15 protein-coding genes are annotated in these 24,225 nt (G+C 60.8%); 5 read left to right on the forward strand and 10 right to left on the reverse strand.

What is annotated here, in order from left to right; genetic code table 11:
- Positions 1–57: 57 nt before the first annotated feature.
- A complete protein-coding gene (locus tag DDE77_RS00355; protein WP_108395449.1) occupies positions 58–1,467 on the reverse strand; it encodes a hypothetical protein in 1,410 nt (469 codons plus the stop codon).
- A gap of 291 nt (positions 1,468–1,758) precedes the next feature.
- Here DDE77_RS00355 and DDE77_RS00360 point away from each other — a divergent pair, with 291 nt between their 5' ends.
- Positions 1,759–2,322, forward strand: a complete 564-nt coding sequence (locus tag DDE77_RS00360) for a flavin reductase family protein (protein WP_108395450.1) — start codon at positions 1,759–1,761, stop codon at positions 2,320–2,322.
- 1 nt (position 2,323) lies between these two features.
- Here DDE77_RS00360 and DDE77_RS00365 read toward each other — a convergent pair whose 3' ends face one another.
- Together DDE77_RS00365 and DDE77_RS00370 are read right to left on the reverse strand one after the other, a co-directional pair.
- On the reverse strand, positions 2,324–2,938 hold the full coding sequence (locus tag DDE77_RS00365; protein ID WP_170116449.1) for a 4'-phosphopantetheinyl transferase family protein: 615 nt from the start codon (positions 2,936–2,938) through the stop codon (positions 2,324–2,326).
- A 37-nt stretch (positions 2,939–2,975) separates the two neighbouring features.
- Positions 2,976–7,550, reverse strand: coding sequence for a MupA/Atu3671 family FMN-dependent luciferase-like monooxygenase (locus DDE77_RS00370; protein WP_108395452.1), 4,575 nt, complete (start codon positions 7,548–7,550; stop codon positions 2,976–2,978).
- A gap of 161 nt (positions 7,551–7,711) precedes the next feature.
- On the opposite strand from DDE77_RS00370, the gene DDE77_RS00375 reads away from it, so the two are divergent.
- Positions 7,712–8,533 carry a glycosyltransferase gene (locus DDE77_RS00375; RefSeq protein ID WP_108395453.1) on the forward strand — a complete coding sequence of 274 codons (822 nt, stop codon included), beginning with the start codon at positions 7,712–7,714 and terminating at the stop codon, positions 8,531–8,533.
- On the opposite strand, the gene DDE77_RS00380 is transcribed toward DDE77_RS00375, so the two are convergent.
- The 5 genes from DDE77_RS00380 to DDE77_RS00400 are packed head-to-tail and all read right to left on the reverse strand — an operon-like array spanning position 8,530 to position 13,937.
- Positions 8,530–9,399 carry an ExeA family protein gene (locus DDE77_RS00380; protein WP_108395454.1) on the reverse strand — a complete coding sequence of 290 codons (870 nt, stop codon included), beginning with the start codon at positions 9,397–9,399 and terminating at the stop codon, positions 8,530–8,532. The genes DDE77_RS00375 and DDE77_RS00380 overlap by 4 nt on opposite strands.
- 20 nt (positions 9,400–9,419) lie before the next feature.
- Positions 9,420–10,172 (reverse strand): P-loop NTPase family protein, encoded by a 753-nt coding sequence (locus tag DDE77_RS00385; protein WP_157959575.1) that lies wholly within the window; start codon positions 10,170–10,172, stop codon positions 9,420–9,422.
- Positions 10,173–10,198: 26 nt separating this feature from the next.
- Positions 10,199–11,701, reverse strand: a complete 1,503-nt coding sequence (locus DDE77_RS00390; RefSeq protein WP_108395456.1) for a GumC family protein — start codon at positions 11,699–11,701, stop codon at positions 10,199–10,201.
- A gap of 14 nt (positions 11,702–11,715) precedes the next feature.
- Complete coding sequence (locus tag DDE77_RS00395) at positions 11,716–13,014, reverse strand: polysaccharide biosynthesis/export family protein (protein WP_108395457.1); 1,299 nt, start codon at positions 13,012–13,014, stop codon at positions 11,716–11,718.
- Positions 13,011–13,937, reverse strand: a complete 927-nt coding sequence (locus DDE77_RS00400) for a hypothetical protein (RefSeq protein WP_108395458.1) — start codon at positions 13,935–13,937, stop codon at positions 13,011–13,013. Before DDE77_RS00400 ends, DDE77_RS00395 begins: the two co-directional genes overlap by 4 nt.
- A gap of 141 nt (positions 13,938–14,078) precedes the next feature.
- Between DDE77_RS00400 and DDE77_RS00405 the strand changes: the two genes are divergently transcribed.
- From DDE77_RS00405 to DDE77_RS00415, 3 genes are all read left to right on the forward strand, one after another.
- Positions 14,079–15,047 (forward strand): glycosyltransferase family 2 protein, encoded by a 969-nt coding sequence (locus tag DDE77_RS00405; protein ID WP_108395459.1) that lies wholly within the window; start codon positions 14,079–14,081, stop codon positions 15,045–15,047.
- Entirely contained in the window at positions 15,034–16,008 is a 975-nt protein-coding gene (locus DDE77_RS00410) for a glycosyltransferase family 2 protein (RefSeq protein WP_108395460.1), read from the forward strand. The genes DDE77_RS00405 and DDE77_RS00410 overlap by 14 nt, the downstream gene beginning before the upstream one ends.
- A gap of 331 nt (positions 16,009–16,339) precedes the next feature.
- Positions 16,340–22,732, forward strand: a complete 6,393-nt coding sequence (locus DDE77_RS00415) for a type I polyketide synthase (RefSeq protein WP_108395461.1) — start codon at positions 16,340–16,342, stop codon at positions 22,730–22,732.
- Between the two features lie 33 nt (positions 22,733–22,765).
- Here DDE77_RS00415 and DDE77_RS00420 read toward each other — a convergent pair whose 3' ends face one another.
- Positions 22,766–23,995, reverse strand: coding sequence for a type III PLP-dependent enzyme domain-containing protein (locus tag DDE77_RS00420; RefSeq protein ID WP_108395462.1), 1,230 nt, complete (start codon positions 23,993–23,995; stop codon positions 22,766–22,768).
- The gene (locus tag DDE77_RS00425; protein WP_108395463.1) at positions 23,976–24,224 is read right to left on the reverse strand and encodes a phosphopantetheine-binding protein; all 249 of its coding nucleotides are present in this window, start codon (positions 24,222–24,224) and stop codon (positions 23,976–23,978) included. The genes DDE77_RS00420 and DDE77_RS00425 overlap by 20 nt, the downstream gene beginning before the upstream one ends.
- Position 24,225 lies beyond the last annotated feature (1 nt).

The following is a 24,225-nucleotide window of genomic DNA, read 5'->3' on the forward strand; positions in this document are numbered from 1 at the left end:
ACCAAATCGGTAGGGTCCTTCGCAGGAGCGATGCGCTACAGACACGTCGCATCAGGCTTAGGCGACACTGGGTCGCTCCCTCGCCCAAGGCGCCGGTTGGGCGGGTCGCTCGATGTCCAGCACCGTCTTGGCGGTATATTCCTGCTTGCCGGCATAGCCTAAGAGGGCGCCCACGATCAGCCAACTGACGGGCGTCAGCGTTGCATTGGGGATCAGGTCGACCAGGTTGAAACTAAGCAGTAGCGCGAGCGGTGCGACGTAAACAGCCCTGCCAAGATCGAGGGATCCAGCCTGTTTCGCGAGCAAGAAGAGCGGAAGGGTCAACAGACCAAACAAGCCCAGGTAACCCGCCCATCCGCTGCTCCCGATAGCGCCAATCCACAGCCCGTCTACAGTGGTCAGGGTTCTGCCCGTTACGGGATCGTGCAAATGATTGCGCCCCCAACCGCCCCAACCGAACACGGGTCGTTCCGCTGCGCGATCCAGAAGCATGTCTTCGTTGACCAGGCGAAATTCCAGGGATTGGGCACGATCCACGTCCGTTGCAGTGGTCTGGCTCAGGATCGTTTCGGTTGGAATAAACCCTCCTCCACGCAGCATGGGATAGGAGATCACGATCAAAGCAAGAATGGCCGCAATCCGGATCTGCATGCGCTGGCCGACGAACAGCACGAGTGGCACAAAGCACGCCGCAAGGAGCAGCGACCCCGCGCTCTTGCACAGGGCCAGGACCAGCGCGAGGTATAAGGCCATAGCCAGATACGCAGCCCGCCGCGTTGCCTCTTTTCGAAGCATTGTGAAAGCGGAACCCACGGCCATGAAGGCGAACAAGGCCACCCAAAGCCCGTGCTCCAGAAAGACGATCGGACGGAACCCGCCATACCGGATCATCTGCTGGAAGGAATGCTGAAAAAAGCCGTAGATCCACACGTTGATTTGTGGACTGAGCCGGACCTCTATCAACATGGGAACAGAATACAGCAACCCGGCGATCACCAATGCAAGCATGACTTCGCGGATATGCTCTGGGCGCCTGAGGATATCCTGCGCAAGGAGCATAGGTAGGATGACCAGAAATTGGGAGATGATGCCGATGATCACCTCGATCATCGCCATGGGCTGCAGATAGACCACGCCTGTGATCTGCGGGTCTGTGTTGGTCAGAACAGTTCCAACACCGCTGAACATGAAGACGGTCAAGGCGAGCCTGGCAAGCATGGAATGGGGAAGCAGCCGCGGCATGTGCCCCTGATGCATCCAGATAGCGACCAAAGCGCATAGCGCGGGGATTGCGTGCTTGGTCAGAGGAGGAAAAAGTGGCACATCGAGATAGGCAACGGGTGGCAAGAACAGATAGCCGCCCAGGATCGTCCAGATGAATGCCCGCTCTAGCGGCAGTCGCCGAAACAATGCAACTACCACGAGTGGCCAGATCGACAGCATAACATAGGCAAAGCTATTCGGCATCAATCAGGTCTCCCCGACCGACCGGCCGGTGACCCATCGTGCATTGCAGGTCACTGCAATTGGGAGAACCCGAGGGCGGGTGATCATGACAGGAGAACCTGCTCGTAGTTGCCGTAGGGTCAGCCTATTTTCGTGTCCTCAAGGACACCATCAACCCCATTAGCTATTTGCCCGGCCGCTACATCGCAGATCAGTCGCTCACGCATACCATCGATGGATGTATTGCGAAGCTGTCCACAGCAGCCCACCATCATTCGGCGCGCTGATTGGTGCTAATATTAAGGGTGACTCATGCGACGAGATGTCGATACAGCCGGCGGTGCGGACAGCCATTGGCCTGAAATCGAGTTCAGGCAGGCGCAATCATCGGTCGCCAGCGACTTCAAGAAATCCATGCGCAATCTGGCCGCCGGCGTAAGCGTGGTGACAGTGGGCACGGGAAGCCAAGCATCCGGCTTCACCGCCACCTCCGTCGTCTCCCTCTCGGTTGACACCCCCACGCTGCTGGTGAGCCTAAATCGTGAATCCACCAACTGGCCGCTGATCCAGACGAGCCGGCGCTTCGCGGTCAACATCCTTTCCGCAACGCATTTGGAAATCGCCGAAACCTTCGCTGGCCGTCGCGGCGTCAAGGGCATCGACCGCTATATCGATCCCAATTGGCAAATGGGCGCAGGCCGCGTCCCCTATCTGCTCGACGCGCTGGCCGTGATCGAATGCGATCTGGAAGAAGCCCTGCCGCGTTACTCCCACGCCATCCTGATCGGCCGGGTCGTCAACGTCCTGGCCAAGAGCACCCAGAGCCCCCTGGTCTACTGGCAAGGCGGCTACAACCGGCTGTGCAGCGAGGGCTGACCTAAAGTCTTCGCGCCCTAGCGAAGGAAAGAACGAAATCGTCGCTGATCCCGAACCGCCCCTCGACGGCCAAAGCGCTGTCGACCAGCACGCGCGCGGAAAAACACCCCGCCTGATCCAGCGTAAGCTCCACCTCGCTGAACTCCAGCACGCGGCCCGCGATCGAATACTGCGCCTTGTAGACCGCCTCCTTGGCCGAGAAGATTACCTTGGCCCAAAGCCCCCCCTGCGCCTTCAGCCATTCCAATTCCTTGGGCGTGCAAACAGTATCCCAAAGCTCATCCTCGAGCGGAACAGCCTCCTCCACATCAATCCCGATATGGCTTCCACCCCGCACCGCTGCCGCCACCACAGCCCCCCGGCAATGCGAAATGCTGCCCGCAAAACCCTGCGGCCAGACCGGAGCCCGATCTGCCCCGGCGGGAATGCAAAGGGGAGGCTGCCCAAGCATCCCCAAGGCCTCGCGTGCCGCCATCCGCCCAGCCGCAAACTCCGCCTGCCGACGCGGAACCGCCCTGCCGATCGCAAGGCGCTCCTCGGCAAAGAGCGCCCCAACATCCCCGTCTGGATCTCGGCAAACCACGGCCACGCCTCGGGGAACCATTCCCTCCGCCATGGCCTGGAGCCGTTCAAAACCGACCGCTTTGGCTAAGCTAGCCTCCATTGGCCTGGAATCGAGCCGCCATCGCATTGCGCCGTCCCGCAGCCCGCTGCGCTGCACCCGTCAGGCGAACATCGGGCTGTCCCGCCTCCGAAATCCGCAGCGCGAGCGACGCTACCGTCGGGTACCGGAAAATGTCCGTTATCGCCAAATCCGGTGCAACACTGCCCTTGAGCTCGCGATGCATGTGCACGGCCAAAAGGCTGTGCCCGCCCAGCGCAAAGAAATTCTCGTTGGGGCCCACCTGCTGCAGCCCAAGCGTGCGCTTGAAGATGTCGGACACAGCCCGCTGCGCATCCGTTTCCGGCACCTCTGCGGAACTCTCCACCGGCGCGGCCGAAACAGCCTGCGCTATGGGCGCCGGCAGCTGGTTGCGATCCACTTTGAGGTTGGGCGTCAGGGGAAAAGCGTCCATCACCACGAAATGGCTCGGCACCATATAGGGCGGCAGCGCCGAGGCCAGATGCGCTCGCAACGCCTCCTCATCCAGCGTTCCCCCCACGAGCCGCAGATAGGCCACGAGCCGCACATCCGCCTCATCGTCCCGGCGCGCCAGCACCACGTTTTCCTTGATCCCCGGGAAGGCCCCGATGGCCGTCTCGATCTCGCCCAGCTCGATGCGATAGCCGCGCACCTTGACCTGGAAGTCGGTACGGCCAATGAACCTGATCTGCCCGCTATCCGGATCCACGCTCACCAGATCCCCTGTCCGGTACATTCGCCCGCCGGTCGCCGGATCGGGGAAGAACCGCGCCTCGGTGAGATCCGGCCGGTTATGGTAACCCCGCGCCACCCCATCGCCGCCGATAAACAATTCGCCCGGTATGCCCATGGGCACGGGCTGCCCGTGGCCGTCCAGCACATAAAGCTGCGTATTGGCGATGGGCGTGCCGATCGGCACCACGCCACTCGCCTGGTCCGGCACGAGCAGCGTCGATGACCAGATCGTCGTCTCGGTTGGTCCATACATGTTCTCGATGCTGGCCCCCGTCGCGGCCCGCAATTGCCGCACCAGCGAGGCTTGCAGCGCCTCCCCGCCAATAAACAGGTGCTTGATCTGCCCCAGCGCCGCCCGATCCTCATCCGAGGAGAGAAACATCATCGCCATCGAAGGCGTGCATTGCAGATGGGTAACCCCATGCCGGTGCACCTCTGCCGCCAGTCCTTCCGCCTCTGTTCCTGCCGGGGCAGCGCCACGCACCTCCCGCACCAGCTGAGACAATGTTTCCAGCCCTTCGAGCACCTTGGTCGTCGGCACGCCATAATCGATCAGGCACGCAACTTCATCAACGCCAATAGCTGCCAGCTGCTCGATACGCGCCCACCCATCCTCTACCGTTCCGAACAGGCCGCTATCCTCGAAATAGCGTAAAAAGGCATAGTCCAGAATGCCGTCCAACTCCTCTTCGCTCAGCGAACGCAGATCAACATCCATGGCTTGCGTTGCGCCTTCCGGTCGCTTGAACGCCGGAAACGCCCAGGCATATTGCTTGATCAGCGCCGTTGCGCTGCGCAGATAATCCTTCATCGGCTGCCGCGCCCGCTCGCGCACAGCTTCGCGGTCCTCGCCCAGCAATGTGTGGAGCATCAAGGTGACCTTGAACTGCGAGGGATCATGGCCAAGCTCGGCCAGCGTCTGGCGATAGATGGCGATCTTCTCGGCCAGCTCCTCCACCGATTGCCCCAGCAAATGGGTCAACAGGTGCGCGCCCTGACGTGCGCACTCCCGGAACGTCTCGGGATTGCCCGCCGAGGTCACCCAGATCGGCAACTCCTTCTGGATCGGCCGCGGCTGCGTCACCACGGCCACTTCGCTTGTGCCCGAAGGAAAGCTCACCTTCTCACCGCGCCAGAGCCGCCGCACAATGTCGATGTCCCGCGTCAGAGCCGTCTTGTTGTTCGGCGGCGCATTCTCAGGCCGCAAAACGAAATCTTCTGGCATCCAGCCAGATGCAAAGGACAGCGCCACGCGGCCATTGCTCAGATTATCCAGCACCGCCCATTCCTCTGCGACACGCGCTGGATGGTGCAGCGGCAGCACGCAACTGCCGGCGCGAATGGAAAGGTTCTTGGTAACGGCGGCAACGGCCGCCCCCGTCACGGCCGGGTTAGGGTAGGGCCCGCCAAAGGCACCGAAATGCCGCTCAGGCGTCCAGATGGCATTAAAGCCATTTTGGTCGGCAATCTTGGCGCCTTCCAGCAGCAGCTGATATTTCGCAGGCCCGACGCCCTCGTCATTGCCCCAATAAAATAGACCGAACTCCACCGGCCTCGGTAAGGCGCGCCGCTGAACAGCCGCCGCCTGACGCACATGGAGCACAACCTTGAAGCCCCGCGTTAGCGTCCAGCATAGCTCCAGCACGGAAATGTCGAAGGACAAGCTGGTCACCGCCAGCCACACATTGTCGCCCGCCGGATCAACCGCAATGCGCTGGTCCATGCCGGCAAAGAAATTGACCACATTGCCGTGCTCGATCATCACCCCCTTGGGGCGCCCGGTCGAACCCGAAGTATAGATCACATAAGCCAGATCGCGTGCGGTCACGCTTGCTATCGGGCGCGCTGCTTCCGGCCCGGCCAGCACATCCTCGATCAACACCAGCTTGTCGGCGCCAAGGGACAGCCCTCCGGCATGTCGCCGGTCGGTGACCACAAGCAGGGCATCACTGTCCTCAACCATGTAGCGGATGCGGTCAGCGGGAAATTCGGGGTCCAGCGGCACATAGGCGCCCCCGGCTTTGTGAATGCCCAAGACGGCCACCACCATCTCGATCGAGCGCGACAGGTGCAGCCCTACCAGCGTCCCTGCCTGCACCCCCCTTTGGATCAGCACGGAGGCCAGCTTGTTGGCAGCGCTGTCGAGCTGCTGATAGCTCAGCTCCCGACCGCCACAGGCAAGGGCAACGGCCTCCGGCGTGCGATCCACCTGTTGCTCCATCATCTGATGCACGCAAGCTTCGCGATTGTAATCCAGCCCCGTTGCGTTGCGTTGGCAAAGCAGCTCATGCAGATCTTTGCTGGCAAGGATCGGCACAAGCTTGAGGGCCCGATCCCCATCCGCTGCCACTGCTTCCGCAAACACCTCCAGCCAACCGGCCAGACGCTGCGCATCCCCGGTGGAAAGACGATTATCGACATAAAGCAGGCTCGCTCCGCCATCATTGATGGCAATCGTCGCCGCACATCCCTCTACCGGGAGCGCCTCACCGCCATCACAAATGCCGATGCTGAGCTTAGGCTTGGAAAGCCCAGGCTCACGTTCAAGGAGGTCCACAAGTGGCGGCGCACTCTCGCGCAGCCTCTGCAGAGCCGTCTCCAGTCCGGCGAGGACAGCTTTCACTGGCGCATCGACCACCGGGGAGAGATTGAGCGGAACACTGGGGAGAAAATAGCCCGGGAACTCCCGGTTCAGCGCAGCGAATTTTCCATTCGCATAGGCCAGCGACAGGCTTTCCTGCCCCGTCAGCCGCGCAAAAAACGCTGCCACCAGTTCCACTGTGTTCTGGCCCGCTAGGTTCAGCGGCAGCGACTGAACAGCCCCTCCGCCTTTCCCTTCTGCAACAAACGGCAGTTCAATATCGACTGCCCTCGCGATTGCTGCGCGATGCCGGTCCTCTCCGGCAATCGCGCCCTGTGCCACCGCCGTAAGGGCGTCCCGCATAGCCGGCTCAAGCCCCAGGATCTGCCCTGCCTGAACCATCTGGCCCAGCTGACGCCCATCCGCACCGCGCTTGGTGGTGACCCGCACGTCCAAGTCGGCCGTCGCAACGGATACCGCCCCATTCGCAACAAACAGGATTGTGCCAGGGGCCGCGCTGCTGCGGTTCTGGGATACTTCAAGCCCGGTGACACAGAAGACCTCCCCGCCAGCCCATATCTTGGGGGTGACCAACGGGTTTTTGTAGCCATCCCCAAAGGAAAGTGCCCGCACCAGACGGGACAGCTCTTCCGCACCTATCGAAAAATCCAGCGTGCCCAGCGCATCTGGCCGCTGCTTCTTGGCGTAGTACCGGCGCTGCGACAAATCCTGGGCCACACCTTGCGGCACCCCGTCTTCAAGGCGCTCGACCAGCTCCCCGAAGCAGGCGATGCCCGCTTCCATGCACTTGGCATTGAGCGTCAGCGCCGTGTCATCCGGTGCCAGGGTAAAGCTGCGCTGCCCCAGAATGTCGCCTTCATCGATGCCGCCGCTCACAAGGTGAAACGTTACCCCATGCTCAGCGCTGCCCTCGATCAACGACCAGCTCGGCGTATTGAGCCCTGAAAAGCGCGGCAGCAAACCATCATGGAAATTGATATTGCCAAAGCGGGGCAGGGCCAGTACCGCTGCATCGATGATCTTGAGATTGGCAATGCTGAGCAGCCAATCCATCGCGTGCGGAGCAAAGTGCGTCGGCAGTTCGGCCAGCGAGCTGATCACCCCCACATTGTTTTGTGCAGCCCAGGCCTGGCTTCTCGGCGCGGACGACACCAGCGCCAAAAGTTCATGACCCCGATCGATCAGGATCTCTGCGCATTTCAGCGTCAGGAATTCGTCGCCGATAAGCACGAACTTCAATTTGCCCATAACTACTATTCCCGGCCTCGCCCACAAATGCCCCTGAAGATGCACCGTTGGGCCGCAAGCAGTCTGCTCAATCGTTGGATTGAGTTCCCCCAGCAGCGCTCTCAGGCAATTCTTTGGGCGGGGAGCCTGGCCGATAATGGACCGGCAAGCGGGGAATCTTCATGCTTTCTGTGATTGTTCCGGCCAGCAACGAGGCAGGTCTCATCGGGCGTTGCATCGAGGCATTACTCAGTAGCGCCTTCACCCGTCCAACGCCTTGGCAATTGATCATCGTCGCCAATGGCTGTTTGGACAGCACAGCCGACATCGCCCGCAGCTATGCCGATGCTGCCGAGCAGGCCAATGTGGATCTTCTGGTGCTCGATTTGGCGGAGGGCAACAAGCTCAACGCCATCAATGTCGGCGAGACCTATGCCATCGGCGAGATCCGCGTTTACATCGATGCGGACGTGATTGTTGAGCCTGGACTGCTCGATCAACTCGCCCGCGCCCTGGCGGGCCTGGAGCCCGCCTATGCCACCGGCACCCTCAAGATCGCCCCGCCACGAAGTTGGGCTACCCGCACCTATGCGCGCTTCTGGAGCCGATTGCCCTTTGTAACCGATGGTAGCGCCGGATGCGGCGTCTTTGCGGTGAACCGATCCGGCCGCGCCCGCTGGGCCAAGTTTCCGCCCATCATTTCCGACGACACTTTTGTGCGCCTCCACTTCACGCCTTCCGAGCGCACAACCGTCCGGGCGGGCTTCACCTGGCCCATGGTGGAGGGTGCAGGTAATCTGGTCCGCGTGCGCCGCCGCCAGGACAGGGGCGTTCAGGAGATCATGCGCTTCTACCCCCAATTGTTGGGCAATGAAGGAAAATCCCGGGCCAGGCTGTTGCAACTCGCCCGGATCGATCCAACGGGCTTTGCCTTTTATGCCTTGGTGGCACTTCTAACCAAGCTGCCGCCCCTTTCGGCTGGCTATTGGGTGCGCGGCCGCTAGGCCTCGATACAGGCGGCAGCCGGCGGCGCTTCGCCCAGCGGATTTTCGGCCGGGTTGTAAAGGCCATATTGCTCGATATCGCTGATCACCCGGCCCACGATCCTTCGGCCGACCTTGTTGGCTCCCTCGCCAAATCCATAAACCAGGCATTTGTCTGCCACGATATTGATCGAGCGCGGCGTGCCCTGCGCATAATCGAAAATCTGTAGCATGGCAGGGCGCGTGAAAATGCTTCGCCGACTGCCCGCCACATCGAGGCGATGGGTGAAATAGGGCAGGGCGTCGGCCCGGGCGAGCGGCTCGAGGTGGAAGTCGGACGAAACCCTTTGCGACAATTGCCGCATATGCGGCGCGCGCAGAATCTGCCGCAATTCGGGCTGTCCCACCAACACCAGCTGCAGCATCATGCGGTCCACATTAAGGTTGGACAACATGCGCAACTCTTCCAGCCGATCCGCATGCAGGTTCTGCGCCTCGTCAATCACCAGCACGACGCGATTGCCACTTTCGGCCATGCGCAGCAAAAAGTCCGAGAAATCGCGATGCAGGCGGGGATAGGACAGCCCCTCGAAGGGTTGCCGAAACGCCATCATGATCCATTCCATGAGCGTGCCGGACCCAATCGATGTCGTGCTGATAAGGCCTAGGGCAATGGGCTTGCCCGGAACGGAATTGACCAGCTTCTGCACCAGGGTTGTCTTGCCCGAACCGATCGCCCCTGTGATCACGGTAAAGCCGGCCTGTGACACCAACCCATATTCGAGCATGGCATAGGCTATCTGATGGCTTCGCCCGAGATACAGGAAGCGCGGATTGGGCAGAATCGAGAAGGGCAGTGTCTGCAGCCCAAAATGGCGCTCATACATGTGGCCGAACCGCCCCTTGGCTAGAAGTCATAGCTGCGGGCCTTGTTGAGCACCAATTGCACCTTGGTCGCCCCATGCAGATAGCTTCGGCAGGTATCGAGATCGGCCATTCTTGATTTGCTGGTCGCCAGCACCAGAACCACCAAATCGAGCTCAGACATGAAATGGGCGGCCCGCTCATCGCTCAACAGGGGAGGCACATCCAGCACGATGCTGACCGGCCCCAGCTCACGCCGCATCCTCGTGCCCCAATCGCGCAACGCTGTTTCGATCTCGGCGCCCGATCGGCCCTCGATCACCGGCAAAAGGCTTGTTCCATGCACCGTCAGGCCGGCAATCTGCATTGGCACGATCCGGTCATGCTCCGAGCAGAACTCGACATCCTTGCGCCCCAGCCCCAGCTGCCGCCAGCACCCCTGGTCAGCCGGCGCCAGATCGGCCAGCAGCACGTTCCCTTTTTTGAGCCGCGCCAGGGAAAAGGCCAGATTGATCGCGGTCGTCGACACCCCCGATTCCGCGCTGGGCGAGGTAACCCCGATCATGGGGCGGTTCGCCACGCGAGGCGCCAGATCCTTCATGCATGTATTGCGCAACACATCAAAGGAGCGCGTGATCTCGTCTGCACCATCAAAACTCACCACTCTTTTCGCCTTCAGTTTGCGCGGCGAAAGGGCAATCACCCGCTCGCTCACCTTGTGTGGAGGACTGCTCGCAACGGGCGGGCTTTCCGGCTCGGGCAAGACCGGATCCTCCACACGAGCCAGCGCACTCATGAAACCTTCCATCACAAACCTCCCGCTCACCCGGTGAGCGTCACAAATCCAGCAAGCGAAAACACCGACGCGCCGGGCTCCATCAGCGCCACAAGCGCCACCAGGCCCACCCCTCCCAGCCAAGCTCGCCGCGGCTTCCAGTCCGGAATAAGCACCAAGGCGCCACCTTCAAGAATAGGCTCGAGCGCACGCTTGCTGTTGATCTTGCCCCCAAGAACATCGAGCCCCAGCAAAGTGCCAAGCCCCGCCGCCACACCAAGCGCGGCCACGATCAACATCGACCGCACCCGCCCGCTTCCCGCGGGATAGACAGGCACATCGGGCTTGTCGATCACGCTGATCTGCGAGTTGACCTGGGCATCCTCCAGCCTCTCGCCCACCAGGGCCGTATCGAGGCGGCGCTGCATGTCAGCCAGGTTTTCTTCGGCTAGGGTATAGCGACGCTGCAGCGCCAAGAATTCCGATTCCACGCCCGGCATCTCGGCAATCGTGCCGCGCAGTGCCACCAGCCGCTCATTGATACGGGCGCGGCGTGCCTCATACTCGGCCCGCTGTTCCTGGACGGCAACAACGCGCTCGCTCAGAAGCGCCGCACTTATCCCGTCTGTCGTCATGGCCCTTGGCGATGGCGCCGGTTCGTGAGCGTCCGGTCTTGCCATCGCCGCCTCCAAAGTACCGATGCGTGACCGCAGTGAAATGATGTCGGGGTGACTCGGGGAATAGATCGTCTGCTTGTTTGATAACTCGAGCCGCAACGCGGCCAATTGGCTATTTTCGCCGGAGGCGGATCTGCTCGCCAATGCCAGCTGCGTTTCGATCACGCGTCCATCTGCGGCCAGTGTCGCCATGGCAAGTTGAATCGTCTGCAATTCCTGCTGCAATTCCTGCACTTCCGAGGTGTACATGACGAGCCGGCTAGGCAGCAGTGCTTCGTTCTGCGCGACGAAAACGTTCATCTCCCTTCTAGCGTTGTTGGCTTGCTGTTGCCGCTTCAGTACTTCTTGCTCAAGAAACGCCCGCACTTCGCCCGCTTCAAGCATGCGCGTGTCGCGATTTCCCGCAACCAGCATGCCGATGACTTCGCTAGCACCCCGTGCAGCCCCTTCAGCTGTCGCAGCCTCGAAGCGGACCGTCATGAGAGCAGAGTTGGATGCGGGATTGTTGGGGTTGGTCGGCGTCACCTGCAGATTGATCTGCCGCCGCATCGCCTCGGCAATCTGCGCATCGGTGAGACCGGCACCATCCGTGAACTGGCCCAGCCTCTGTGCCAAGGCCACGAGATTCTCGCGTGAGAACACCCGTTGCTCAAGAGATTGCAGCTGTTCACTGGGCACGGTGGATTGCACCAGCGATCCCGTTACGGGCGGTGACTGCGTAGCCACCCGCGCCACCGAAACATAGCTCCGCGGCTCCTGCATCACCACATAACCACCAATGGCGATCACGGCCAGCATGGGCACGAGCCAGCGCAAGGGATAGCGCAGCAGCAGGCTCCAATAATAGCGAAGCAGAAAGAGTTCGTTTTTCATGACCGGCACCAGTTTCAGGATGGCTCGCTTGATGCCACCGGCGAAGTGCCGGATATCGCCTCGGGCGCCGAAGGCGCTTCAAGAACAGGCAAAATGGGCTGCGGCATGAGCGTGCTTCTGGAAACCCGGATCAGGTCTCCAGGCAGGATCATGGTCTGCTCGGTTGCATCCACATCCAAGCTCGCGCCCTCTGTTGGGCGGATGATCTCATAGCGAAGTCTGCTTTGTCCGGCCGTCGCGGCAGGCTCGTAGAGCTCCATAGTTTCGTGATAATTGGCCATCTCCTCACGCAGTTCTTCGCGCTCGCGCTCGACAGCACTCAGCTGGGTCGTCAGCCCGAGCTGGAAATCCTGGGTCAGCAGGTCGACCCGGTTTTGCTCAGTCAATATGGCTGCCCTTTGCATCGCCAGGGTTGTTCGCAACTGGCTGAGCGAACCTTCCATTTCCACGATATTCACCTCGATTTCGCGAACAGATGAGGCTTGCACCACGCCTCGCTCGACCAGCGTCGCCGTTGCGCTCATTCGTTCCTTGGCGAGGCCGATGCGCTGCTCGACACTGCTGATCTGATCCTTGACTGCAGCGATGGAGTCCTCATTGATGGCGGTCATCCTCAGCAAAGCATCCTGCTGTGACCTCACACTATTGCTCTGCATAGCGAGAAGTGCCCGTTCCCGACTTACGAAGCTTGCAACATCGGCAGCCTCTACACCGGAGGGGATCGTGAATTCAGTCTCCCCAGCGATTTGTGCATTGAGCCGAGCGATGATGATGTTCAATTCGCTCAGGCGCTTCTCGCCATTGGCAAGCAGGTTCTCGATCTCCATTGAACGATCCTGATCGGCAGGCGTCATCGTCGGCCGGTAAATTCCACCCGCAACGCTTATGGCGTGCAGCACGGTCATGCCGGGCCGATATTGATAGAGCCCGGGCGTCTCAACATCGCCTGCAACAAAAATGCTGGGCTGGTTTCGCTCGCTTGGAACCAGCGATACGTTGAGCCCGACATCGTCATTGAAGAAAGGTTGGAGCCGCTCCACCAAGGCGATTTGCAGGTTCTCTATCGTCATGCCCTGGGCCTGCATTGCCCCGGCAAGAGGCAGCGATATCCACCCGTCAGGTGCGAGTGTAACCTGACGCGTCAAATCGCTATATTGTGCCATCCATATTTCTATCGCGTCGCCCGGTTGAAGTTTGTAGCTTGATTGGGCAAGGGCTGACGGCGCTTCAAGAAGAGCAACAATCAACGAAACAACCATGGTGGCGCACATTTTTAGCAGCCCCAATTTGCTTATCCTAGCTGCGGCACTCATGCGCGTACCCCCGTTTTGTCGTAGCCCGTAACACTTGCCCAAACCGCTTCCTGGATCAGTTCCGCAAGCGCGGGACCCGGAGCCATCGCCTTGCTGCCATCGGCACGCCTGAGTTCATGGGGCAGGCCGCGTGGGTCGGCTTGGTAAAGAACCGCATAATGGGTGAGGGCGATGACGTAGGCACCTAGATCATTGGGGTGAATTGTGTCCTGCGAGCCATCCGCCGCTAAAGCGAAGAAATCCTCGATCCGCCAGACGCCATCGACCCCGCCGCGCGCCATCACGGCCTTGATTGTTGCGGCCAGCGCCTGCCCGCCCGGAATAACGTAGATGGGCCCGGCATCGGCGCGGACTGCGGGAAGCAGGATCTCGTTTTCCCAATAGCGCGCCAGGTCCCGCTCGATACGGAGAAGCCAGCCTTCAGTATCGTTTATGTTGTGCCAGGATTCATATAAATAAAGGGCAACGTTCGGATTGGCTTCCCTGGCGCGGCCCGCCCAGCGATGAAGATAATCCGCGCTTTGCTGGTAGCGAATAGCGTCCTTGATCTCGACCATTTCGGTAAAGACCACAGCGTCATAGCCGCCACTGTCGATTGCTTCAAAAACAGGTCGGGCAGCCGGATGGGCGTTCTCTTCGGCAAAACCCGCGACCTCGTCGTGCCAATGAGCTTTGAGCGAAGCACCCCAGCCCAGCTGCGATTGCGACACATGCCCAGTGCCGGCCAGTTGCGCCAGCATGGCCGGCATGTCCCGCCCCACAAGACTATGCCCCAGATGAAAGACGGATTGCTTCCCCCCCGGTCTGGCAGGCGGCTGCAGATACAGGGCCTCAGCCTCCTCGCGGGAAAGCACCGCCCGCGGCCCCTGTTGGCAGCCAAGCAGCGGCAGCGATAGTCCCGAAATCAGAAGAGACAGGGCCATTCTTCGCTGCACTCTTGTTCCCCAAAACCATAAACAGCCAAAATAATGGTCAAATAACTTCCCAGGAGATCAAAAGAACTATTGCGGCTTGATCGGGCGCAATAGTTGATTGTGCTGGCTCTATCCTCATACTGGTTTGATATGCACGATTTGACCATTGTTGTTGTTAACTACCGAACCGGCGCATTGACCGTGAATTGTCTGGCATCGGTCATGGCAGATCCTTCTTTGCCGTCCGATGCCCGCATCATGGTTGTCGATGGTGGCTCGGGCGATAAATCGAGCGAGCTAATTACATCGGCTATTTCGGGGAATGGCTGGGGTGAGCGCATCGCGTTCTTGGAACTGCCCGAAAATGGTGGCTTCGCCTTCGGCAACAATCGGGCCATCGAGGCGGCAAATGATCTATGGGGCAGGGCAAAGGCTGTCCTGCTCCTCAATCCCGACACAGTGGTCCGCCCTGGCGCTATCGGCGCCCTGACCAATTTCCTCGATGAGCACCCCGAGGCGGGCATTGTCGGCAGCTCGCTTGAAGATTTCGATGGCACAAAACAGGCCTGCTCGTTCCGCTTCCCCACAGCTCTCGGCGAGCTGGAGGGAGAAGCGCGCTTCGGTCCCTTGACGAGACTGCTTGGGCCCTGGTGCGTGGTCCTGCCGCTCGGCACCGAACCGAGCCGCGCCCAGTGGATTTCGGGAGCCTCCATGCTGGTTCGGCAGGAGGTGTTCCAGGACATCGGCGGCTTGGACGAAGAATATTTCCTTTACTACGAAGAGCTGGATTTCTGCCGCCGCGCGTCAAGCAGGGGCTGGCAATGCTGGACGGTTCCAGCGAGCCGAATTGTTCATCTCTGCGGGCAAGCCACCGGCGTCAGCGCCAGGGGAGCAAGACTCGGCCGCCGCCCCGCCTATTGGTTCAACTCACGCAACCGATACTTCCAAAAACACCATTCGCCTTGGGGCAGGGCAGCTGTTGACCTGGCTTGGATGGCCGGCCAGGCCATCTGGCTCCTTCGGCAGCGGCTTGCGCAAAAGCCCAACCAGGACCCGCCATTTTTGGTTCGGGACTTCCTAGCCCATCGCACGCGGAGACAGGCAAATGAAAGCATCTGATGTCGGGATCGTCGTCATAGGCCGCAACGAAGGCACGCGCCTGCTGGATTGCCTTGCCTCATTAGGCGACCTGGTCCGCCGCACCGTTTATGTCGACTCCGGTTCAACCGACGGCAGCCAGGCCAATGCCGCCCTGGCTGGAGCGCAAATCGTCAATCTCAGTCGAGCCATCCCCTTCACAGCAGCGCGCGCCCGCAATGCGGGGGTCGAAACGCTGTTGCAGCTCTGGCCCGACCTCCATTTCGTTCAGTTCATCGATGGGGATTGCACGCTCGATCCGGCCTGGATCGGTGCTGCCAAGGCAATCCTGCTCGAAAAGCCCGAGATTGCCCTGGTTTGTGGCCGCAGGCGGGAAAAGCACCCAAGCCACTCAACTTATAACGCCATGTGCGACCGGGAATGGGACGGCCCGCTCGGCCCCATCCTCGAATGTGGCGGCGATTTCCTCGTGCGGGTGGACCGCTTCCGCGCCGTTGGCGGCTTCCGCTCCAGCCTGATCGCCGGCGAAGAGCCCGAACTATGCCTGCGCCTGCGCGAACAGAACTGGCAGATCTGGCGGCTGCCCCGCGAAATGACCCTCCATGACGCCAACATCCTCCATTTCCGCCAATGGTGGCAAAGATCGGTCCGCGCCGGCCATGCCTTCGCTGAAGTCTCGCTTCTGCACCGCCGCTCCCCCCGGCGCATCTGGCGGCGAAATACCGTACGCGCCCTTGCCTGGGCCGCTCTCGCACCAACGGCAATTCTGGGTGCCTTGGTCAGCCCCTGGTTCGGCGCCCTGCTACTGGCCTATCCTGCCTCCTTTATTCGACAGGCAATCCGGTCTGGTTCATCCCGGAGCCCCAACTGGCGCGATCCAGCCTTCTTCATGCTTGCCAAATTTGCCGAGACGCAGGGCATCCTGAAATACCACTTCCTCCGCCTCGCTCGCCGCCCCTCGGCACTGATCGAGTACAAATAAAGGTTGGCCGACCTGCCCAGCTCAACCTCCGCCGTCGCACAACCCGTCCTCGATGCACCCCACCCACTGCCGCCTTCCCCCGGACTTGATCCGGGGGTCTCTCGCCCCTTGCACCGCGCCAACAGCGATCCGCCAACCAATCCCCGCAGGCGGGCAAATCACAACCGCAGGTCTAGCTCCGCGCCCCGCCCACTCAGTAGTTTGATTGATTTCAGCCGGGCAACCCAGCCGCTAACCATGGCAGCCAAAGCAATTGATCACGCGTGCCGATCTCCAAATCCTGGCCGCACGCCCAGGATCAAGGTCATCAGCCGGATTGGGTTTTTCTCACATGCTGGACGCCTCCCATATTTCTCCTAACGACATCGCAATCGTCGGCATGGCGCTGCGCGTGCCCGGCGCCAACAATGTCGACGCCTTCTGGTCCAATCTTGTTGCGGGCGTGGAATCCATCCGCGATCTCACGGCCGAGGAGCTGCAGGCGGCTGAACGGGCCGGTGATCCCGTGCGCGAGTCCAATTACGTCAAGCGAACTGCCGATCTCGGCGACATGGAATATTTCGATCCCGACTTCTTTGGCCTCAGCCCAAAGGAAGCTGCCATCATGGACCCCCAGCATCGCCATTTCCTTGAATGTGCCTGGGAGGCCCTTGAGGATGCCGGCCGCATGCCTGAGCGGCAAAACGGACCCGTGGGCGTCTTTGCCGCCAGCGGCATGGGCAGCTATTTCTATTTCAATGTCTGCAGCGACCGCGAACTGGTCGACCAGACCGGCATGTTCCTCCTGCGCCACACCGGCAACGACAAGGATTTCCTGTCCACCCGCGTGTCCTTCAGCCTTGATCTGCGCGGCCCCAGCGTCAACGTGCAAACGGCCTGTTCAAGCTCGCTGGCGGCCGTTCACCTCGCTGTCCAGAGCCTGCTCAGCGGCGAGTGCGACATGGCTCTGGCTGGCGGCGTCACCATCGAGCAACCTCATCGCCATGGCTATGTCGCACAAGAAGGCGAAATCCTTTCGCCCGACGGCCATTGCCGCGCTTTTGACCACCGCGCCGCTGGAACCGTCTTCGGCAGCGGCGTCGGTGTTGTCGTGCTGCGCCGTCTTTCCGACGCCTTGGCCGATGGCGATCTGATCCATGCCGTCATCAAGAGCACAGCCATCAACAATGATGGCGGCAGCAAATCGGGCTATCTGGCACCCAGCGTCACAGGACAGGCCGAGGCGGCCATCGAAGCGCAGGGTCTGGCCGGGATATCCCCCGACACCATAGGCTATGTAGAATGCCACGGCACGGGCACCTATCTCGGTGACCCCATCGAAATCCAGGCCCTGACCGAAGCCTTTCGCCTGGGGACCGACCGGCGCAATTTCTGCCGCATCGGTTCGGTGAAATCCAATATCGGTCATCTCGACACCGCGGCCGGCGTCGTCAGCCTCATCAAGGCAGCCCTCACCGTCAAGCACGGCAAGATCCCGCCAACCCTAGGGTTCGAGAAGCCAAACCCTAGCATCGACTTCGCTTCAAGCCCCTTCGAAGTTAACAGTCTGCTAACCGAATGGCCCGATGTGCTAGGCCCGCGACGTGCCGGAATCAACTCGCTCGGCGTCGGCGGCACCAACGCCCACATCATCGTCGAGCAGCCTCCTATTGCTCAATCAACGGCCAAAAAGGGCGAAGAAAACAATCTTCTCCTCCTCTCGGCCAAGAGCCGCAAGGCGCTCGAAGCTGCGCAAACCCGCCTTGGCGAATTCATTCGCGACAATCCCGATGTCTCGCTCGCCGACATCGCCCACACGCTCCTTCATGGCCGCAAAGCCTTCGAACATCGCGCCGCGATTGCCGTTAGAAATCAAAAAGATGCTGTGAAGGCTCTCCTCGCAGGCGATGCGAAAATTCCCACCCATACGGCCCTGGAAAACCCCACCGGCGCCGTCTTCCTCTTCCCCGGCGGGGGCGCCCAGCACCACGGGATGGCCCGCAATCTCTACCGCTCCGACCCCGATTTCCGCCGCACCGTCGACGAAGGCATCAGCTATCTCCCCCCCAACGCCGCCACCGAACTCCGCGCGGCCTGGCTAGACGCCCCCAGCCCTGACCCCCGCCTCTCCCGCCCCTCGATCCAGCTCCCAGCCATCCTCATCACCGAAATCGCCAACGCCCGCTGGTGGCTCGCCCGCGGCATCAAACCCAAGGCGCTGGTCGGCCATTCCATGGGCGAGAACGCAGCCGCCTGCATTGCTGGGGTTTTCAGCTTCCGTGACGCCGTAGAGCTAGTCCGCCTGCGGGGCGAACTCTTTGAAACGCTTGCCCCAGGAGGCATGCTCTCCGTCCCGGTCGACGAAGCTGCCCTGCGCCAGATGCTCCCGACCGAGCTCGATATTGCCTCGGTAAACGCCCCCAATCTCTGCGTTGTCTCGGGCCCTGACCAACACCTCGACCGCTTCAGCGAACTGTTGAAAGCCAAGGGCATCGAAGCCAATCGCATCACCATCAACGTCGCCGCCCATTCGCGCATGCTCGAGCCCATTCTGGCCCCGTTCCGCGCCTTTTTAGCCGGACTCCGCCTCAACCCACCGTCCATGCGCATCATCTCAAACGTTACCGGCGACGCGCTCTCTCCTGCCGACGCCACGAGCCCCGAATATTGGGTGCGCCACCTCCGCTCGACCGTCCATTTCGCACAAGGCCTCGGCGGTCTGAGCGGGGACCCGAAGCTGGTTTATATCGAAGTAGGCCCCTCCCGCGCGCTCTCGTCCCTTGCCAAGGCACAGGGCAATATCGAGCCCAACCGCGTCATAAACTCCCTGCCGCACCCCGATGAGAAGGTCGATGACCAGCTCTATTGCCTAACCGCTCTTGCCCGAGCCTGGGCCGTAGGTCTCCCTGTACCAGCAGACAAGCTCCTGCTCGCAGAAGGACAGAAGGTCCAACTGCCGACCTATCCCTTTCAGCACAGGAAGTTCTTTATCGAGCGCCAGCATGTTGTTGCTACTGGTGAGGCGCCGCTCCTGCGGCTCGACGACATGGAGGCCTGGGGCTACCGCCCCGTATGGAGGCGCTCGGTGCCCGACCTTGTTGCAGGCGGCCGCCCAGTCAAGCACAACTGGCTGATTTTCCTTGACGATGGCGACACTGGCCAGCGCCTCGCCACGCAATTGCGGGCGGGCGGAGACCGCGTGGTGACCGTGGCTGCTGGCGACGGATACGCGCGTCGCGACACTGAAAGCCATGTGATCTGCCCAGAACATGGTCGCGCGGGCTACGACGCCCTGGCAGCCGGCCTCACCGCAGATCAGTTCACCCCCGATCGTATCGTCTACCTGACGCTTCTAACCCACAAATCGGGCTTCCGCCCCGGCTCGAGCTTCTTCAACCGCATGCAGGAAAACGGCTTCCACGGCCTCGTCCACCTGATGCAGGCCCTTTCCGAAGCGAGTTTCCCAGCAGAGATGCACATCACCGTGGTCACCAATGGGGCCCAGCAGGTGGACGGCGAAGGCCTGACCTTTCCGCAGAAGGCCACTGTAGAAGGGCCGTCGCTCCTTATCCCGCGCGAGTTCGAAGGCACCACCCTGCGTCTGATCGACGTGGAACTTGAGACCCACGCGCCAGAAACAACGTCCAGACCACCCATTTTCGGCAAAACCGGGAAGACCTTAACCAGCACCCCGCAGGCAATCCTGGACATCTTGGGCGAGGAACTGGCCGCCGAACCAGGTTCCGAGATCGTCGCCTGGCGGGGCACCAGCCGGTGGTCACGCACGCATGTCCCCCTGCCGCTTGCTGCGCCTCAAGATCGGGATAGTTTATTCCGCCACAACGGCATCTATCTGCTGACCGGTGGCCTGGGCGATCTTGCGCTCACCTTCGCGCGCCAACTTGCTTGTTCGAAAAAGGCCAGGATCGCGCTTCTGGCACGCACTCCGCTCCCGGCGCGGGAGCTCTGGCCGTCGCTCCTGCGCGTTCTACCAGCCTCCGACCGGCGCTACACCGCCATCTCTGCCATCCAGGCCATGGAGCAGGAAGGCGCCGAAGTTTTGGTGCTCCGTGGCGATGTTACCAACCCGCTCGAGGTCAAGAACGCCATCGACCAGATCAAGGGCAAATGGGGTGGTCTGACCGGCGTGTTACACACCGCCGGCACGGTCGATGACGCACCGCTTCTCGCCAAGACGGTCGATTCAGCCGAACTCGTCCTGGCTCCCAAAGTGTTGGGCACAATGGTGCTCGCCGAGGCCTTGGCCGATCAGCCTATTGAACTTCTGGTCCTGTTCTCGTCAACCAGTAGCGATATCGCTCCGGCTGGCCAGGTCGACTATGTCGCTGCGAACGCCTTTCTCAATGCCTTTGCTGAAGCCGAATCCGCGCGCGCCGACCGCAAGACAATTGCCGTGCATTGGGGTATCTGGAACCAAATCGGCATGGCATCCCGCAGCATTGCAGAAGTCAGCGAAGCAACCAAGCTGATCCGGCCTGCGCAAGGTCCCTTCTTCCAGCGCTGGATCGACGAGGGCGACGGAACGCGTTGGCTGGAGGCAGACATAAGCGCCGCCGGCAATTGGCTGTTCGACGAACACCGGCTGGCAATTGGCGAGGCCTTGATGCCGGGCACAGGCTATATCGAACTAATCGGCCAAGCCATGCGCGAGGCCGAACTTCCAAATTTTGCTATCGAGGATCTTCAATTCCGCACCCCCATGTTCGCCCCAGAAGGGACCAGCGTCTCGGTGCGCCTGCGCATTGATTACGCCGCGGACGGCTATGAGGTCACGGTAGCGGCCAAAATCAACGAAGCTGTCACTGTCCATGCCGTGGCAAGGCTTGCGTCGATGCGGCCAATCCCAGCAAACATCGATATTGGCCAAATTGAACGCCGTTGCCGCTTGCGCAGCGCTGTTGCCCAAGCTGGCGAGGCGCTGAAATCTGCTCAGGAAGATCACCTGCAGTTCGGCCCGCGATGGAAGGTTTTGCGCAATCAGCAATATGGCACTGACGAGGCCTTCGCCCGCCTTGCACTGCTCGACAGCTTTGCTGGAGATCTTCAGCAAGGCTATAAAGCCCATCCTGGCCTTCTCGATATTGCCACGGGATTTGCGATGGATATTATTCCCGGCTATCGCGACTCAAACAGCCTTTGGGCGCCGGCATCCTACGGCCGGATCACTCAGCTTCATGCCTTGCCAGCTAGCATTGTCAGCTGGGTACGGCTAGCCGACAGCGCTGCTTTTGGCGACGGCTTTGCCAGCTTTGACGTCACCATCGCAACCCCAGATGGCAAGGTTTTGCTGGTCGTCGAAAACCTCCTGCTCAAACGTCTCACAACGGGGCATAGCCTCGCACCTAGCTGGTCACCTCTGCACATGAAGGTGTCCCGCGGGGCAGGTCTTCAACAATTGGCCAAGCGCGTGCGCCAAGGCATCATGCCGCATGAAGCTCTTGCCGTATTGGAGCGAGCGCTTGCCACGGGCGCCACTCAGCCGATTGTCAGCTCGATGGATCTCCGAGAGCTCATGCGAGACGCTTCCGTAAGATCGGCTAGGTCCAAGCAGTCCGAGCAGGTTTCCAGCCGGTCGGCCGATATGGACAGCGCTTTTGTCGCTCCCAGGTCCGCAACAGAACTGCGGATAGCCGAGTTCTGGCGAGAATTGCTGGGCGTCGACCACATTGGTGTCGACGACAATTTCTTCGATCTTGGCGGTCATTCCTTGGTCGCCGTCAGGCTCTTCCGCTCTATCCGGAAGGAGTTCGGCATAGATCTGCCTATTTCTACCCTTTTCGAAGCGCCGACGATCGCGCTCCTTGCCAAGCTATTGCCGGAAGGAGGAGAGGACGAAGGTGCCGTACAGCGGTTCGATAGCGCAGCTCAGGGCGAGCTGGTCCACCGCGTAGCGATGCATATTCCAGCGGACACCAGCGCTACGCCACTTTTCATTTGCGCGGGTATGTTCGGCAATGTGCTCAACCTTCGCCAATTGGCTCGGCAGATAGGCGTGCAGCGGCCGGTTTATGGCCTGCAGGCCCGTGGCATTTATGGCGACGCGCCGCCGCATGAAACCTTCGAGGAAGCGGCCGCGAGCTGCATCTCGGAGATGCGCGCCATTCAACCGGAGGGCCCGTACCTTCTTGCCGGCTTTTCTGGCGGTGGTCTGGTTGCCTATGAAATGGCTCAGCAATTGCAAGGGCAGGGTGAGGCGGTCGATCAACTCGTCCTGCTGGACACGCCTTTGCCCACCCAGCCGGAGCTTTCAAAGCTCGATCGCCTCAGCATGAAGTTGCAGGATATGCGTGGTGAAGGCATCCACTTCGTTGCTCGCTGGCTTGCCAATCGCGCCGCCTGGAACGAAGAAAAGCGCAAGAAACAGGAAGGGATGAATGCCGCCACGGGTGCGGATCGCCTCAACAACGAAGCAGTTGAAGCGGCATTCCGCCGTGCTCTGGGGCGCTATAATGTTCACCCTTATGCCGGGGAGGTAACGCTGTTCCGCCCGGAGCCGAAAATTCAGTACCGCCTGTCCGATGGCCGCCGGCTCATGCCTGGGCGTACTTTGTTCTTTGAAGACAATGGCTGGTCTCCCTTCGTTGCCAGGCTCAAGACGGTCGTCGTGCCTGGCGACCACGACAGCATGGTGCTCGACCCCAACGTTCGCGTCCTGAGCAACCACCTTCGCCGGCTGCTTGCCGCCAGCGACGCGCGCGAATACAGGCGCGAGGCGGCGGAGTAGAAGGAGCAATCCTGACCTCAGGATTATCTCGGTCTATGTCGTCCAGGGAGTGGCGTCGGAAATCCGGTCCCCTTCCGCAATGAGTTCCCGGGGATAGGGATGGCCAATGAAGTTCATGGGACTGGCTGTGGGGCCATAGGCGCCGCTTGAATGTACTGCGATGATGTCGCCGGGCGCGAGACTTGGTAATTCGGCGCCTGCTGCCAACCTGTCAATCGATGTGCAAAGCGGTCCGTGCAAATCGTACTTCGCGCAAGGCTCGCCACCATCCACGCGGTGAAGCATGTAATTGCGTCGCAGGACCATTCCGAACTGACCTGTTGCGGCGAGGTGTGCGTTCATGCCTCCATCGCAAAGTGCGATCTGAGCGCCTCGCGAGGGCTTGATCCTGAGGACCCGAGCAAGAAAGACACCCGCTTCACCGACAAGGTGTCTGCCTAGTTCAAGCAAAAATTCGGTGTCAGCAAAGCGGCTCTCCTGCCGAAACTGTTCGAGATCTTCAGCAATCTGAGCAGCGACCTCCGCAGTGTTCAATGGAACGTCACCCACGTGGTGCGGGATGCCCAAGCCGGAGCCAAAGACAAGACGCTCAGGCTCAAGGTCGATGAGGTCACAGAAGCGACGAAACTGCGCCAGGAAGATGCGCCAGTTCTCGACGACTGCCGCAGACTTCAGGGACTGGGTGCCTGAATAGATATGAAAGCCAACGATGTGCAGGTGCTGCATCGACGCAATTTGCGGAAGAGCCTCTAGGGCCTCCTCGACGTCAATGCCAAAAGGGCTGGGTCGTCCTGCCATGTGGTCGCCGAAGCCCTTAGGCACGTGGTCTGGTGCCAGCCGTACAAGAACGCGCTGCCTAACCCTGGCAACACCTGCGATTGTGTTTGCTGCCTCTGCCTCGGCAACACTTTCCAGCACCAGTTCCCCGATACCGACGGCTATGGCTTCCTCAAGCTCTGCGACCCGTTTGGCAGGACCAGTGAAGCTCAACGCCGCTGCCGGCCAGCCGGCCCTTATGGCTCGGCGCACCTCACCTATTGAGGAAACGTCAAGATAGGGAACCCGCCCTCTTAGCCAAGCAAGCAAGGCGGGATTGGGATTGGCTTTGACGGCATAGCTCAAGCGGAACCATTGACCGAAGTTCTGTTCCAACTCGGCCAGCCGCAAGCCAATGCGATCGACGACATAGAGATATGAGGGGGTGCCAAATTGCTCTGCCGCTTGCCCAAGTAGCGGATCGAGATCAGGCCAAGGTTGCAGCATAGGCAACTATCCGGGCGGGCGTATCGAAATTGTCGAGGGTGACATCGGCTGGCCGCACTTCCGCGCCAGAGCGTTGCTCGATGAACAGGATCAAGTTCATCATCGAGACGGAGTCCAGCAAGCCCGTTGAAAACAGGGCGCTATCTTCCTTCAAAGCCTCGTCGATGGAAAGGTCGTTCTGCAAATAGTCGAGTACGTCATGTGTAGTGAAAGATGCCGTCGAGTACATT

This window comes from Devosia submarina (assembly GCF_003056345.1).
In the GTDB taxonomy this organism is placed as follows: Bacteria; Pseudomonadota; Alphaproteobacteria; order Rhizobiales; family Devosiaceae; genus Devosia; species Devosia submarina.